Source organism: Paenibacillus aestuarii (genome assembly GCF_027789125.1).
In the GTDB taxonomy this organism is placed as follows: Bacteria; Bacillota; Bacilli; order Paenibacillales; family NBRC-103111; genus Paenibacillus_E; species Paenibacillus_E aestuarii.
Genome location: NZ_JAQFVF010000020.1, coordinates 38,590 through 52,714, shown reverse-complemented (window position 1 = coordinate 52,714; position 14,125 = coordinate 38,590). Strand labels below are relative to the sequence as shown.

Annotated in this window: 14 protein-coding genes; 2 read left to right on the top strand and 12 right to left on the bottom strand. The window is 51.9% G+C overall.

Annotation, left to right across the window (positions count from 1 at the left end; translation table 11 throughout):
* Window positions 1–131 precede the first annotated feature (131 nt).
* The 7 genes from efeB to O9139_RS05820 all read right to left on the bottom strand — a co-directional run bounded on the left by efeB (window position 132) and on the right by O9139_RS05820 (window position 7,085).
* Window positions 132–1,403, bottom strand: a complete 1,272-nt coding sequence (gene efeB / locus O9139_RS05850) for an iron uptake transporter deferrochelatase/peroxidase subunit (protein ID WP_270878523.1) — start codon at window positions 1,401–1,403, stop codon at window positions 132–134.
* A 24-nt stretch (window positions 1,404–1,427) separates the two neighbouring features.
* Window positions 1,428–2,912: an FTR1 family iron permease gene (locus O9139_RS05845; protein WP_270878522.1), complete on the bottom strand. Its 1,485-nt coding sequence runs from the start codon at window positions 2,910–2,912 to the stop codon at window positions 1,428–1,430.
* 170 nt (window positions 2,913–3,082) lie between these two features.
* Window positions 3,083–4,018: an AAA family ATPase gene (locus O9139_RS05840; RefSeq protein WP_270878521.1), complete on the bottom strand. Its 936-nt coding sequence runs from the start codon at window positions 4,016–4,018 to the stop codon at window positions 3,083–3,085.
* 98 nt (window positions 4,019–4,116) lie between these two features.
* Window positions 4,117–4,866 carry an SDR family NAD(P)-dependent oxidoreductase gene (locus O9139_RS05835; protein WP_270878520.1) on the bottom strand — a complete coding sequence of 250 codons (750 nt, stop codon included), beginning with the start codon at window positions 4,864–4,866 and terminating at the stop codon, window positions 4,117–4,119.
* Window positions 4,867–4,937: 71 nt separating this feature from the next.
* Window positions 4,938–5,567, bottom strand: a complete 630-nt coding sequence (locus O9139_RS05830) for a histidine phosphatase family protein (RefSeq protein WP_270878519.1) — start codon at window positions 5,565–5,567, stop codon at window positions 4,938–4,940.
* Between the two features lie 22 nt (window positions 5,568–5,589).
* Window positions 5,590–6,594, bottom strand: a complete 1,005-nt coding sequence (locus O9139_RS05825; RefSeq protein WP_270878518.1) for a lipoate--protein ligase — start codon at window positions 6,592–6,594, stop codon at window positions 5,590–5,592.
* Window positions 6,595–6,608: 14 nt separating this feature from the next.
* A complete protein-coding gene (locus tag O9139_RS05820; protein WP_270878517.1) occupies window positions 6,609–7,085 on the bottom strand; it encodes a GNAT family N-acetyltransferase in 477 nt (158 codons plus the stop codon).
* Window positions 7,086–7,238: 153 nt separating this feature from the next.
* On the opposite strand from O9139_RS05820, the gene O9139_RS05815 reads away from it, so the two are divergent.
* Window positions 7,239–8,015 (top strand): GNAT family N-acetyltransferase, encoded by a 777-nt coding sequence (locus tag O9139_RS05815; RefSeq protein ID WP_270878516.1) that lies wholly within the window; start codon window positions 7,239–7,241, stop codon window positions 8,013–8,015.
* Between the two features lie 59 nt (window positions 8,016–8,074).
* Window positions 8,075–8,944, top strand: coding sequence for an SDR family oxidoreductase (locus O9139_RS05810; RefSeq protein ID WP_270878515.1), 870 nt, complete (start codon window positions 8,075–8,077; stop codon window positions 8,942–8,944).
* 71 nt (window positions 8,945–9,015) lie between these two features.
* Here O9139_RS05810 and O9139_RS05805 read toward each other — a convergent pair whose 3' ends face one another.
* The 5 genes from O9139_RS05805 to hfq all read right to left on the bottom strand — a co-directional run bounded on the left by O9139_RS05805 (window position 9,016) and on the right by hfq (window position 14,117).
* Window positions 9,016–9,714 carry a YdcF family protein gene (locus tag O9139_RS05805; protein ID WP_270878514.1) on the bottom strand — a complete coding sequence of 233 codons (699 nt, stop codon included), beginning with the start codon at window positions 9,712–9,714 and terminating at the stop codon, window positions 9,016–9,018.
* Window positions 9,715–9,726: 12 nt separating this feature from the next.
* Window positions 9,727–10,386, bottom strand: a complete 660-nt coding sequence (locus O9139_RS05800; protein ID WP_270878513.1) for an alpha/beta hydrolase — start codon at window positions 10,384–10,386, stop codon at window positions 9,727–9,729.
* A complete protein-coding gene (locus tag O9139_RS05795; protein WP_270878512.1) occupies window positions 10,383–11,105 on the bottom strand; it encodes a peptidylprolyl isomerase in 723 nt (240 codons plus the stop codon). The genes O9139_RS05800 and O9139_RS05795 overlap by 4 nt, the downstream gene beginning before the upstream one ends.
* A gap of 33 nt (window positions 11,106–11,138) precedes the next feature.
* Window positions 11,139–13,733, bottom strand: a complete 2,595-nt coding sequence (locus O9139_RS05790; protein ID WP_270878511.1) for a transglycosylase domain-containing protein — start codon at window positions 13,731–13,733, stop codon at window positions 11,139–11,141.
* Window positions 13,734–13,877: 144 nt separating this feature from the next.
* A complete protein-coding gene (gene hfq / locus O9139_RS05785) occupies window positions 13,878–14,117 on the bottom strand; it encodes an RNA chaperone Hfq (RefSeq protein WP_270878510.1) in 240 nt (79 codons plus the stop codon).
* Window positions 14,118–14,125: the final 8 nt, after the last annotated feature.

Sequence of the window (14,125 nt, the reverse complement as noted above, 5' to 3'; positions counted from 1 at the left end):
ATCATTGTGGAGGAAATGAAAGGGAAAGTCAATTTGGCAAGGCGGGAAAGATCGATTATATCGAAATAATCAGACTGAACGCAAAAAACCGAAAGACCTGACGGTCTTTCGGTACACAAAAACAGTGCCATTTACGCGAATAAGCTTTGCCCTAAATACGCGCCTTTGGCCTGCACGCCCGGCAATACGGCAAAGTAGCCGCCGCCTGTCGTGTCGGTGTATTTCATCAGCTGATCCAGCTGTTTCGGATTCGCCAGCCTCTTTTGGATAGATTCAAACTGGGTCTGGAGGTTCCGGTTGAAGCAGACAAACAATAACCCGGCATTTATACGGCCTACGCTATCCAGGTTTTCCATGAAATTGTACCCTCTGCGGAGAATTCGCTCGCGTTCCGAATTCTCCCCTGTCCGCGGGTTGGACAAGCGGATATGGGAATCGAGCGGCGTCTGTTTCCCCCCAGGATCCGCGCCAAAGTTAGGTTGGTCAAACTCCTGTTTGCCATCGAGCGGGGCACCGGACACTTTCTGGCGGCCAATGATGCCTTCCTGGGCGGCAAACGTCTGCTGATCCCAAGTCTCGATGCGCATCTGGATGCGCCGAACGACCATATAAGTACCTCCTGCCAGCCATGGAGCACCGTCCGAAGCGCCAACCCAGATATTGTTGTTCATAAAACTCTCATCGCTCAGCTGCGGGTTATTGGTGCCGTCTTTGAAGCCGAATAAATTGCGCTTGGTGCCTTCCGACTTAACGCCTAATTGACCGGTTTGCTGCCATCTTAAATGGGCGACACCGCGAGCGGCAATCGCTAAGTTGCGAATCGCATGAAAGCAGATCATCGGATCATCAGCGCACGCCTGAACGATCAAATCGCCATGCGTCAGCTGCTCCTGCAACGAATCCAAGTGGAACTTCGGCATCAGCGTGAACCCAGCCGGCTTGCGTGCACGTAGACCGAATCGGTCGTTCCCGTCCTTCTCAAATAAACTCGCGCCAACCGCAAATGTCAGCGTCAATTTCCCAGTATCGAGCCCCATCTGCTCGCCCGTATCTTTCGGCGGAAATTTCGCGTCCTGCGGTTCTGCCGCCAGCGGCTGTCCATCCATCAGCGCAGCTGCCATTTCCGTCCATGTGCGAAGCAGCTGCTGCAATTCGCTTCTGTTGTCCGTCGTCACATCGAAGGCGGCGACATTGGCGCAATTTTGCTGCGGAGTCACAACTCCTGCCTGGTGAGCACCATAAAACGATACCCGTTCGCCAGCCTTAGGGGATGATTCTGTTCGTACTTGGGTGCTGACAGAACCCGCCTTCTCCGCTTTGCCGATCAAATCCCCAAGCACGAGACCCGCTGCACCTGCGGCTGTATAACCAAGAAAAGCCCGTCGATTCATTTTATCTCCCATGATGTGTAAATCCCCCAACTTCGATTATTTTAACGAAAGATTCGCTTTGCTGATTTGCCTCGATTTCATTCCATCCATGAGCACGGCAACCAGTGCAAACACCAGCAGCAGGAATTGCGGAATGGCACTCTCGAGTGTCGGATACAGTGCGAGGAAGTCCCAGCTAGGCAGCCACGAAGCTGTCGTCGCCGGCAAATAACCGGCCAGCTGCAAGCCGTGAACGCCCATGCCTGCAAATTTGAAGCATAAATAGAACACAAAGATACTGGAAATCAGGAAGAACGGACGCATCGGGATGCGCAAGCCGATTTTCAAGATCAAAAAGGCAATGACGATCAACAGCCCCACACCGATGCCGATCCCGCCGAGCAAAGAGCCGAGTGAGATGGAGGAAGCCATACCGATCATGAAGAGAACAGTCTCCGTGCCTTCTCTGAATACCGCAAGGAAAGCAAGCAAGCTAAGCGAGAACAAGCTGCCTGTCGCCAGCGCTTTGACGCTTTGATCGCGTATGTACTTTTGCCAATTGCTGATGCTCGATTTGGAGTGCAGCCAGTAGCTCATATAAGCCAGCATGACAGCTGCGAAAATGCCTGTACATCCGGCAATCAAGAAGTTGTTATTGCCGAACGCGCTGGTGGAGAACAGCATCTGCACGATGATGCCGAGCACCAGGCTGACCGCCAATCCGCCGCCGACGCCGTACCAGATCCAGGCCTTTTTATCGCTGTGCCCTGCTTTGTTTAAGAAGCCCAGCAAAGCAATGACGACCAACAGCGCTTCAAGTCCTTCCCGGAGCAAAATCGTAGTAGCATCGAGCATCGTATAGCTGCTCTTGCCAGCGAGCGGAGCTAACGATTCACGCATGCGATCGATCGTTCCCGCAGCTTCATTCACTTGCGGCTTATCCGCGGAAAGCTGTGCGTAGGCGGTCACCATATCGCGCTCCATGGACGTATAGACCGCCGAAGACTGCGTCAGCACGATGCCTTCAATATCCAGCCAGGAGCTGCGCAGTGTTTGGATGCTGGCGGTCGCGCCGGCGATATCGTTTTGCTTGAGCTGCCCTTGAGCTTGCTCCAGCAGACTCACCAGCGACTGGATCGTGACCTTCTCCGTTTGATGCGTGACTTGCCCGAACACGTCGAGCTTGCCGGCCACATAGCTTTCATTCAGCGCATGCAGCTGTTTTAAAGCATCGACCAGCTTCGCTTGGTCAATCGGCTGCTTCAGCGAGGCGAAGGCAACTTCCCCCATCGCTTGCTCAATCTTCTGATACGCTGCTAGCGACGTTTCCTTGATGCCATCTTCATAGGAGAGCCACGATGCCTGGAACGTGTCGAATTGCTTGACCGCATCCTCCAGCTTGCCGCTCTCGGCCATTTGAATCGCCTGCTGGATGCCGGCATCCGCCTGTTTCAAGTCAATCTCGCCTTTTGCAAATGCCGCCAGGGGAAATACGAGCAGCAGGAGCCCGGCGAGGCATAGGATTTGAACGATTTTACGCATTAATGTCACCATTCCTTGTTCAAAATTAACCGCATTTATCAATAGTGATAATCATTATCATTATCATTTATTACTCTGTTAATTTTACTCCAATCCTTTTAACTGTCAATGACAAAAAAAAGAAAAAGCTGCCCACCCTGATGGTGAACAGCTTGTTTTACTTCGTGTGCTTATTTAATTTTCAAATCTTCAGGACGTATGGACATGAGTTCCGCCTTGGATGGGGAGCTCGTATATTGACTGAGCAACCGTACGGCTTGATGCCGCATCGACTTCTCGAGCAGATTCCGCACGTACCTGGCATTGCTGAACGCCCGCCAAGTGACAGCTTTCTCCTCCGTCAGATGCTGCTTCAATTTGGCAATCGTATGCGGGAGCAGGACATATTCACGCTCTTTTGCCATCAACTCGGTAATCTGAATCAGTTGATCGATATGATAATCCTCAAATTCAACTTGGATCGGAAATCTGGAGGGCAGGCCGGGGTTTGTCGCCAGAAACTGCTCCATTTCTTCACTATAACCGGCTAAGATTAAAATGAAATCATTTTTCTTATCTTCCATGCCTTTGACCAGCGCATCGATCGATTCTTTGCCAAAATCTTTATCGCCGCCCCGCGCCAGACTGTACGCTTCATCAATAAATAGAATGCCGCCCATCGCTTTCTTGATTAATTCGCGCGTCTTCAGCGCCGTATGTCCAATATACTCGCCGACGAGATCGGCCCGTTCCACCTCGATAAAGTGGCCTTTGCTGAGCACGCCCATTGCATGAAACATCCGTCCCATTAGACGGGCGACGGTCGTTTTGCCTGTACCTGGACTGCCTTTAAAAATCATATGGTACACATGCGAGTTGCTGGACAGACCTGCTTCCGTGCGAAAATGGGAAATTTGCAGCAGCGCATAGATTTCGTGCACCAATTCTTTCACATTATCAAGGCCGATCATATGATTCAGCTCTTTAAAAATGTCAGATAACGGGCCATCCTGCGGTGTACGCTTTCCTAATAATTGTGGTTCGGTGTCAGCCAGCGGCGAGGCGTGGGACTCCGGCTGCCGCAATACAATGTTGATTTGTCTCGATGGCAGGCTTCGACCACTCATGAGGATCACCTCGTTCAAGTAGTTGGATAGTATCAATCCATCCTACGCACGAACGATGCAATTTAGACCCATTAGCTGTCTGACGGTGATATTGCTACTTATTCAATGTACATCATCTTGCGCGTCATCCCGCCATCAACCGTCATTTGAGTTCCTGTTACAAAATCATTCGCAGGGTCGGTCAAATACAGGCACGCGCGAGCGATGTCCTCCGGCTTGCCGACGCGCTGCGCCGGATGCTGGGTGTGATCTTCCGCGCGAAGCTTACTGTAATCCCCGTTCTCAATCCATCCCGGACAAATAGCATTGACCGTAATATGATCCGGTCCCAAGGAGACCGCCAGCGCATGTGTCAATGATAAAATGCCGCCTTTGGAAGCGGCGTAAGCTTCGGAATTCGGCTCGGACATAAGCGCCCGCGTGGACGAGATGTTCACGATCGCGCCACCGCCATGCGTTCGCATAATTTTGGCCGCTTCGCGCGCACAGAGAAAGGTACCTCGAAGATTCGTACCCAGCACGTAATCCCATTCCTCGATTGTAATCTCATAAGGCGACTTCCAGACGCCAAGCCCTGCATTATTAATCAGCACATCGATTCGGCCGGCGTTCTTCTGAATATCGTTCATGGCGTTAATAATATCCTCAGTCTGGCTTAAATCTACGGTATACCGCTTGTGCCCGGCATCTGCCGAACTTAGCTGCTCCCAAGTACTTTGCAAGGAAGTTTCGTTCTTGTCCAGCAGCATCACGGCAGCGCCTTGCTGGGCATAGGTGATCGCCAGCGTTCTGCCGATCCCTTGTCCGGCTCCCGTGATGACAACTACTTTGCCATCATATGTGTTCATAAATGCCTTCGCCTCCACGTCCTGATTCTTGCATAACTTGTCAAATCCTGCGCTTTCCCGGGAAATCCAGCTTATCGCCCCGGCGGCTCCCCCTCGCGAAAATGCGACGTATCCGCATGCAGCACGATATGCGGCTGCTCATCCATCCACTCCACCACACTGAGGCATGTCGGATGAAAATATGGCGGTTTCCACAAATCAGCAAGCGCTCTGTTCTCCAGATGAGCCATAATTACTTTCAACGTGACCGTATGCGAGATCAAACAGATCGTTTTGCCGGCGTGCTCTTGGACGAGCTGCTCCAGCGCCGGCAGCACCCTGCGCTGCAAATCGGCGTAAGTCTCGCCTATACGCGGCGAATATTGCTCAGGTTCATTCCAAAAGGCATAATAAAGCTCCGGCTCCAACTGCTCGATCTCGCTTGAAATCCGGCCCTCCCAGGCCCCTAGGTTCATCTCGCGCCACTGGTCGGATGCGATGACCGGCAGCTCCCTGCTGCCTTTCACAATCGCTGCGGTTTGCAGCGTACGGCCGCTGCTGCTGGCACAGATGAGGTCGAACGGCACATCTTTAAGCGCTTCAGCCAGCCACTGTGCCTGCTGCTTCCCGTTCGCCGACAGCGGCGAATCCGCATGGCCTTGCATGCGGCGCTCGACATTCCATTCCGTTTCCCCATGGCGGATGAAGTACAACTTCGTCATCGGCACCATTCCTCTCCATCCACTATAAAGTTAACATCAACAAATGAACAAAATCATCGATCGTTAATGCCCCAAAATATTTTCGCATCTCGATCCCAGCCAGCCGCTCGCGAATTGCCGTCTCTTCATAACGCACACCTTGCAGCTGTTCCTCCAACTCGCTAACATCAGATGCACCGAAAAAGTCCCCGAAAATTTTCACATGTTTCATGTAGCCTTCTTCAATATCCAAACGCGCATCCAGCGTACCGACGCCTTCGAAGCGCTTGGAGTTTTGCACAGTGCTCTTCGGCGATCTGCCATAATTCCAGTCCCAGCTCTGATAACGCTCCTTCGACAGCTCATGAATACGGCGCCAATCTTCTTCTGTCAGCTTATATCTAGGAACCTGCTCTATCGTCGTGCCGAATATAGATTCCAACAACTTCGTCCGGAATTGTTCAATCGTAATCGGTTCCCGCAAAAATTCCGTTATGTTCGCCACACGGCTGCGAATCGATTTAATGCCTTTAGACTGGATTTTGTCAGGATTAACTTTCAACGCGGAGACGACATTCTCGATTTCAGAAGCAAACAGCAATGTGCCATGGCTGAACATTCTGCCCTTCGTTGAGAATTGAGCGTTACCGGAAATTTTTCGCTCACCGATCTGCAGGTCATTACGTCCCGACAAGACAGCCTCCACGCCTAGCTTGTGCAAAGCTTCGACCACAGGCTGCGTAAACTTTTGAAAATTATGAAATGAATTCCCATCGTCTTCCGTAATAAAACTGAAATTCAAATTGCCCAAATCATGGTACACCGCTCCGCCGCCAGATAGCCGGCGCACAACGTGCAGTCCTTGCGATTTTACATATTCCGGATTAATTTCTTCAATTGTATTCTGATTCTTTCCTATTATAATGGACGGTTCATTGATATAGAAAAGCAAATAGCTTTCACCGGCCGGCAAATGCCGTAAAGCATACTCCTCAATCGCCAGATTGATTCTGGGATCGGTAATCTGTTCGTTATCGATAAATAGCATGATCTTGTCTCCTTCTAAGATAAGGGGGCCGACATGGTCAGATTGAGCGTCGACATGCCCAAGGATTGATAGAAAGCGATGGCACGCTCGTTAAACGCCCAGACATTTAACTCCAGGGAAGTAGCGCCCCGCTCTTTCGCCCATTCTGTGGAAGCTTGATGGAGCCGTGTGCCTATGCCTCGGCGCTGATAGGCCGGATCCACCGCCAGTTCGTTCAGGTACGCATAGGTACGGGGGATGAGTGCATCATACGGCTGACTTTTTTTGATCTCCAGCATGGCGGCGCCAACGAGTGTGGATCCCGCTTCGGCCACAAGGATCACTTTGTTCTGTTGATCCGAAAAGCTGCGGTACCAGCCCATGGCGACTACCCGATCCAAACGGGCGAAAATATGCGGGAGCGCAGCGGCATGCTCTTCCTGGCCGATGCGAATGAGGGCATTCACAGGCTCGTAATCCTCAGCTTGCGCCCGGCGAATGTGAATTTCCAAACGGTTCACCCCTTGATGCAGCAAATTCTTTATGGTATGTACATGCATATAGCTTACCTGATTCGCCTACGTTTTTCCACTTGAGAGCATTGTATTATTATTCATTATTTTGTATATTTATTTATATCATTCACTGGGATTGGAGAGCTTAACATGGACATCAGTCGTGAGTTTTGGAGGGAACTAGATGAAATTGCAGCCCGCACTTGGCCTGCGGAACGAACAAACGTTATCGATCGTTGGCTGCTGCGCGCATCAGGCGGCGTGACCAAACGGGCGAACAGCGTGTTCGCCGTCGGGGACTATCCCCGGGATCCCGATTGGCTGCAAAAGATTGAGCAGTACTATAAGGCGGAGCAGCTGCAGCCGGCTTTTCATATTGGCGGTGCTGCGCCCGAGGGCTTGGATGAACTGTTGGCTGCCAATGGCTATGCCATGGATACGCCTTGTCAAATCATGGTAGCGGACAGCCAGGAGGTGCTGAATCGAGCGACTACTGCGCTTCATGGTAAGCCTAAGCAGGATATTGAGGTGATATGGACATCCAGCGCTGATACCGATTGGGTCGATCACTTCTTGCAACTGGAGCAATATCCCCTAGCTCGCAAAGCTTTCTACACGGGCTTGCTGGAACGCATGCCGGAGCCCAAAGGCATGATCTTGCTGCAAAAAAACGGGCTACCAATCGCTGCAGCCACAGTCATTGTCGAGCATGACTGGGCCGGTTTTGTCAATGTGATTGTGGAAGCATCCTGCCGCGGTCAAGGGCTCGGCTATGTGTTGATGCAGGAGATGACCGACTGGAGCATGCAACACGGCGCAACCCGGCAATACCTTCAAGTCATCATTGATAACATACCGGCTATCACCTTATATGAAAAATTGGGTTATAAACCGCTTTTTAGCTATCATTACCGGATAAAAGTATGATTTGCAGCTCCCTGCACCATCCTAACAGAGAACGCTGAAAGGATGAAAGGAGCTTTTTCATGGCAACAGCTACCCAGCAAAAACCGGTGTTTCCCGCCCAGCACCAGAATCAACAGCCAGGCATTGAATCGCAGATGAACCCTCGTCCTGTCTTCGCAGACGAGAAGTATAAGCCGGCCGGCAAGCTGAAGGACAAAGTCGCGCTCATTACCGGTGGCGACAGCGGCATCGGCCGGGCGGTAGCCATCGCTTATGCGAAGGAAGGCGCGGACGTGGCAATCGTCTATTTGAATGAGCATAGCGACGCTGAGGAGACGCACAAGCTCGTTGAAGCGGAAGGGCGCAAGTGTCTGCATGTCGCCGGCGACATCGGCGATGCCAACTTCTGCAAGCAGGTGATCGAGCAAACCGTCCAGCAATTCGGCAAGCTGGATATTCTTGTCAACAACGCGGCCGAGCAGCATCCGCAGGCCAGCATTGAGAAAATTACGCAGCAGCAGCTGGAGCGGACCTTCAAGACAAATTTATTCTCGCTATTTTATTTGACGCAAGCCGCGCTTCCGCATCTCAAACAAGGCAGCGCGATCATCAATACGGCTTCGATCACCGCTTATCACGGCCATGAACAGCTGATTGATTATTCAGCAACCAAAGGCGCCATCGTCGCCTTCACGCGCTCGCTCTCGCTGCAGCTCAATCCGCGCGGCATCCGCGTCAACGGCGTCGCACCGGGGCCGATCTGGACGCCGCTCATCCCTTCCACTTTTACCGAACAGGAAGTGGCGGTTTTCGGCTCGGATACGCCGATGAAGCGTGCCGGCCAGCCCAAGGAGCTCGCCCCCAGCTACGTCTTTCTCGCTAGCGAGGACTCGTCGTACATGGCAGGTCAGATCCTGCATGTGAACGGCGGGACGATTGTGAACGGCTAGGTGCTACTAGCAAAGAAGAGCTGTACCCTGTTGAATCCGATACGGATTCAAACAAGAGTACAGCTCTTTTGTTATACACCAGCCTTTAACAGCAGCTTCGTCCATTCCCACTTCATATAGGCAAGAGTTTCACGCGCTTCGTGATAAGGCATGAACAGCACTTCAGAGGCCGTGGAGGAGACGAGCGGCGCCTGCAAACCAACCGTCTTCGCGATATCCAGCGAGCGGGAGCTGTGGAATTGGTGCGTCACGATAATCGAGCTGACAAGCCCGCGTTTGTCCATAATTTGCTTGCTGAACAGCAAATTCTCATACGTGCTAGTGGCCCGCGGTTCCAATAGGATCTGCTGCTGCGGGACCCCATTTTGCATCAAATAATTGCGCATGCCTTCCGCTTCCGTTAGCTTCGATCCGTTATGGTCGAGTCCGCCGGAAACAATCAAGGTTTTGAATTTACCCTGTTTATATAACTGCAGTGCCAAATCCAACCGTTCCTGAAGCCCTGGGCTCGGAATATCGTTGCGCAGCGAAGCGCCAAGCACGATGCCGACGTCCGCATGGTCGGGCAATGCCATCTTCGGCGGGCTCTGCACTTTCCACTGGATATAGATGACCCAGCCCAATACGAGCAAAAGCATGATCAACAGTAGGTTGAGAACCCGTCTCCATGCCGCAATCCATCGCCCGCTCCTGCTTAAAGCCGAGTCCTTCGACTTCGGTTTACGAGAGGCCGGACGCTGATTCCGGTTCACTGTCGATTGAAGCTTCATCTTCATCCCCTCCTATTCCTCCTCCAGGAAGCGGCCGACCTGTTCGAATAAAGATGCCGCGTCTTCGCTATGACAAATCAAATGCTTGGACTTCGAGTACCAATGCAGCTCGCGCGGACCACCAAGCTTGCTGTAGATATAACGCGCGCTTTGCGGGTGAATAACATGATCCCGCTCCGCTTGAGCAACGAACGTCGGGATGGTCACTTTGCTGATTTCCGGCTTCAAATGCCGCACCAGCCGCGTAAACTGCCAAGTTGCGCTCAACGGCGTATTCCGCGCCTTATGCAAATAGTCTTGATCCTGGTTACGCCAACCCTCGCGGACGACTTGCACAAAACGGGCTGGACTGACATAGATGACAGCCGTGTTCAGCAGGACGAGCCGGCGTACCGGATAGCGGACGGCCAAATAGGCGGCTAAGAGGCCGCCCATCGAGAAGCCGACGAGGTCGAACGAACCGTACTGCCGGGCCATCCGGTCTGCATGCTGCTCAGCTGTCTGCACCCAATCTTGCCAGCGGGCGGCGCGCAGCTCATGCGCATCTTCGCCATGCCACGGCAGCTGCGGCACGTCAGAGGCATGCCCGCGCTCCAGCAAATAGCTGGCCAGCGGCTCGACCTCGAAGGGCCCGCCGGTGAAGCCGTGGAACATCAGACATGGCTGTTTCATTTTTCTTTAATCGTGATGGAGGTGATCGTCACTTTTTCTTTTGGCATACTCGGTGAAGAGTCGCCGCCATTCGGATTCATTTGGACCGGCGTATCGGCGATTTTCGAAATCGTCTCCATGCCTGCATCTTCTACTTTTCCGAAAATGGTATAATTAGGTATTTTGTTCAAAGACGCACAATCAGCCCCTGAACAAATGAAAAATTGGCTGCCGTTCGTATTCGGACCCGCATTCGCCATGGCGACGATGCCCGGCTCATATTTATGAACGGAAGAAAGCTCATCGGCAAATTTGTAGCCCGGTCCCCCCATGCCCGTTCCGAGCGGGTCGCCGGTTTGAATCATGAATGTTTTGATAATTCGATGGAACGTGATGTTGTTGTAGAAGCCCTCTTTGGACAAAAACACAAAGTTGTTCACCGTCTTCGGTGCATCTTTGGCAAAAAGATCGATCGTGAACGATCCCTTGGACGTTGTCACTTCCGCCTGATACGTTTTGTTCGAATCAATCGTCATATCCGGCGCTTTGCTCCACTGCTTTGGCGCATTCGCCGAAGCCGCTGGTGAAGCTGCTGCTGTCGATGTTGGTGCAGTCGATGCTGCAGCTGACGGTGTCGCTGTTCCGCCGGCGTTTTGCGACGGTTTATTGCCACATGCGGATACGAGTACTGTTAGTGCGATCAAGGTTAAAGGTAAGAACTTCGTACGTTTCCAGTTCATTGTCAAAATCATCCTCCATGGCTATGTTTGCATTTACTGCGTATTCGTTATCGGCTGCAGATTGCTTAGTGCGTCTGTTGGACTTAGAGCGCCCTGCGTAGCCCCTGCACCAGCGTCCTTGCCACCTGTCGTCTGGCCCGGATTGCCCTGTGCAGGTTTATTGTCCGGGGGTGTACCCGGACTCGGGCTTTGCCCCGGGTTCTGGCCTGGACTTGGGCTGCCTCCCGTTCCGCCAGGAGTCTGCGAACCTTTCCCATCCCCCGGTTTACCCGTATTGCCTGGCGTTGGCTTCGTGCCTGGTGACGGCGACGGGGACATCGAATCTTTGCCCGGCACCCCTGGCGACGGAGACGGCGAACCTGACGGTGTTGGTGATGCCAGTGCATCGTCCTTCGGAATGTCAACATTAACGACATTGGATTGGGCGCCGTCCTGGTTTGAATCCAAATTGACCGGAACGACATAATATTGATACGTCTCGCCACTGTTCACCGTCGTATCATTAACTTCCGTATTTTGCGCTTGAATGAGCAATTTCGCTTCGGTTTCCTTAGCACCTTTGCGATACAACTTATACGCAACTTTATCGCCTTGGCTCGACCAGTTCAATTTGACTGACTTTGTTTCCGGTACATACACCGCTGCCAAATCGGAAATACCGCTTGGCGGTTGCGTTGGTTCAGGCACACTGTCAGGTTTTGCAAAGTTGGTGACCGGCACGCCTTCCAACGATTTCGACATCACTTCTTTGAATATCGCCGACGGGCTTCCACTACCAATAGTGACATAATGCTTGGCATCGACTTTATCAAAGCCTTCCCAAACGGCAGCTGTCCATTCCGGTGTATAGCCGACAAACCATACGTCGCGATCATACTTCTCGATTCCTTTGATATCCAAACCTGTTGTTCCCGTTTTGCCGGCTACCGGACGGTTGAACTTCGCTTTCGTTCCTGTACCGCCGGTGTCTGTAACACCTTGCAGCAGAAGGGTCATGTAATAAGCCGTTTTCGGGCTGATCACTTGCTTCTTCTCCGGCTTATAAGACTCGATTTCTTTCCCTTGCGTATCGGTGATTTTCAAGATCGCATGCGTTTTATTTTGCACCCCTTGATTGGCAAAAGCCGTGTAAGCCGTAGCCATATCAAGCGGCGACACGCCATCGGTAAGTCCCCCTAACGCAATCGCCAGGTTGCGGTCCTTCTGTGCGTTCAGCTTAATCCCGAGCTTCGCAGCAAAATCGATGCCCGCCTTCGGCCCCATTTGATCCAGCAGCCATACCGGCGCCAGGTTGTAAGACTTCTTCACGGCTTCAAACATCGTCACTTGACCATGGGTCGTACGGTCAAAGTTGCGAGGTGAGTACGTGCCGTTGGCAAACGAAGTCTGCGTGTCGTCCAGCAACGAGTACGGCGTATAGTTGCCGCTTTCCAGCGCGGGACCGTAGACGGCAATCGGCTTGAACGAAGAGCCTGGCTGGCGCTTCGAATACACGCGGCTAAAGCCTCTCGCTTGATAATCCCGCCCGCCAATCATGGCGACCAGACCGCCGGTCTTATTATCGATGATGACCATCGAACTCTGGATCTTTTGACCGTCGGCTGCATCTTTCTGGAACAAACTGGCATTGGTATACGTTTGCTCGAGCGTCTTCTGCGCTTTCGGATTCATTGTCGTGTAAATGCGGTAGCCTTTGGTCATCAGCTCATCTTCGTTGATGCCGTACATGTCTTCCGCTTCATTCACCACATAATCGACGAATGTCGCATAATCTTTCGTGTTCTGCGCCGAAGCCGGCGGCACGTAGTCCACAGCAGCCGCTTCCGCACGCTCCGCTTCCGTAATGTAGCCCTGGTCCGCCATCAGCTTCAAGACGACCCCGCGGCGTTCTTTGGACAAATCTGGATTCGCCAACGGCGAATAGCGGGAAGGCGCCTTCGGCAACGCGGCCAGCGTGGCCATCTCCCACAGCTTGAGATCATTCAAATTCGATTTGCCGAAATACACTTTGGCAGCAGCTTTAATGCCATCCGCATTACTGCCGAAAAAAATGCGATTTAAATATTTTTCCATAATTTCGTCTTTGGTATACTTCTCATCCAATGCAAACGCGATCGCCATCTCCGTACCTTTACGGAAGGCTGTCTTCTCCGAGCTCAGAAAAACGTTCTTCGCGAGCTGCTGCGTAATCGTACTGCCGCCCTCGACAGCACTCATATGCATGACGTCCGTCACAAGCGCACGGCCGATAGCCCAAAAATCAACGCCGGCATGCTGCTCAAACCTGCGGTCCTCAGTCGCGATGAACGCTTGCTGCAGACGCTCAGGCACGTCTTTGATGCTCACGCTTTCGCGGTTTTGGCCGCTTTTGTAAATTTTGGATATCTCCACATCTTTGCCATTTTCCTGGGCATAAATGAGTGTTGACTCAGCTGTCGTATTAATTTTATCGATATTTTGCTCCAAAATGCGATATCCGCTCATAATGATGACAAGATAGACACCCATCGCGCAAATAACTGCCAAGATTGCAGCAATGACTGTGCCGAATAAAAACTTACGAACGCTGAATCGTTTCTTCTTTGAACTTTTGTTGCTGCCTTGCGGCTTCGCCGTCTGTTTAGCCAAGTTCACCGACTCCCTTGCTAATAATCAAATCCTGTTACGTCTTCCCAATAAAAGAACAACCTTGTAACAAGGTTGTTCCCACAGGTTTCTATTTGGTTAGACGGTCTAACAAATGAAAAAGTTGCAAAACCATCCATCGCCTGCCTACTCGGTAGCTTCGGAAGCTGCCATTAAGGATACAGCGCGTTGCGGTGTAAACGTGGAAATCGCATGTTTGTAGACCATTTGCTGACGTCCTTCGCTATCAATAATGATAGTGAAGTTATCGAATGCGCGAATAAGTCCTCTGATTTGAAACCCATTCGTTAAATATACGGTAACTGGAATGCTCTCTTTGCGAAGTTGGTTAAGAAAATTGTCCTGGATATTAATGGATTTGTTCATCAGTAGGT

Coding starts and splice junctions, on each gene's coding strand:
- O9139_RS05825 (WP_270878518.1), bottom strand. CDS start 6,594: ATGCTATTTATCGATAACGAACAGATTACCGATCCCAGAATCAATCTG.
- O9139_RS05815 (WP_270878516.1), top strand. CDS start 7,239: ATGGACATCAGTCGTGAGTTTTGGAGGGAACTAGATGAAATTGCAGCC.
- O9139_RS05800 (WP_270878513.1), bottom strand. CDS start 10,386: ATGAAACAGCCATGTCTGATGTTCCACGGCTTCACCGGCGGGCCCTTC.
- O9139_RS05835 (WP_270878520.1), bottom strand. CDS start 4,866: ATGAACACATATGATGGCAAAGTAGTTGTCATCACGGGAGCCGGACAA.
- O9139_RS05830 (WP_270878519.1), bottom strand. CDS start 5,567: ATGACGAAGTTGTACTTCATCCGCCATGGGGAAACGGAATGGAATGTC.
- O9139_RS05810 (WP_270878515.1), top strand. CDS start 8,075: ATGGCAACAGCTACCCAGCAAAAACCGGTGTTTCCCGCCCAGCACCAG.
- hfq (WP_270878510.1), bottom strand. CDS start 14,117: ATGAACAAATCCATTAATATCCAGGACAATTTTCTTAACCAACTTCGC.
- O9139_RS05795 (WP_270878512.1), bottom strand. CDS start 11,105: ATGAACTGGAAACGTACGAAGTTCTTACCTTTAACCTTGATCGCACTA.
- efeB (WP_270878523.1), bottom strand. CDS start 1,403: ATGGGAGATAAAATGAATCGACGGGCTTTTCTTGGTTATACAGCCGCA.
- O9139_RS05840 (WP_270878521.1), bottom strand. CDS start 4,018: ATGAGTGGTCGAAGCCTGCCATCGAGACAAATCAACATTGTATTGCGG.
- O9139_RS05845 (WP_270878522.1), bottom strand. CDS start 2,912: ATGCGTAAAATCGTTCAAATCCTATGCCTCGCCGGGCTCCTGCTGCTC.
- O9139_RS05805 (WP_270878514.1), bottom strand. CDS start 9,714: ATGAAGCTTCAATCGACAGTGAACCGGAATCAGCGTCCGGCCTCTCGT.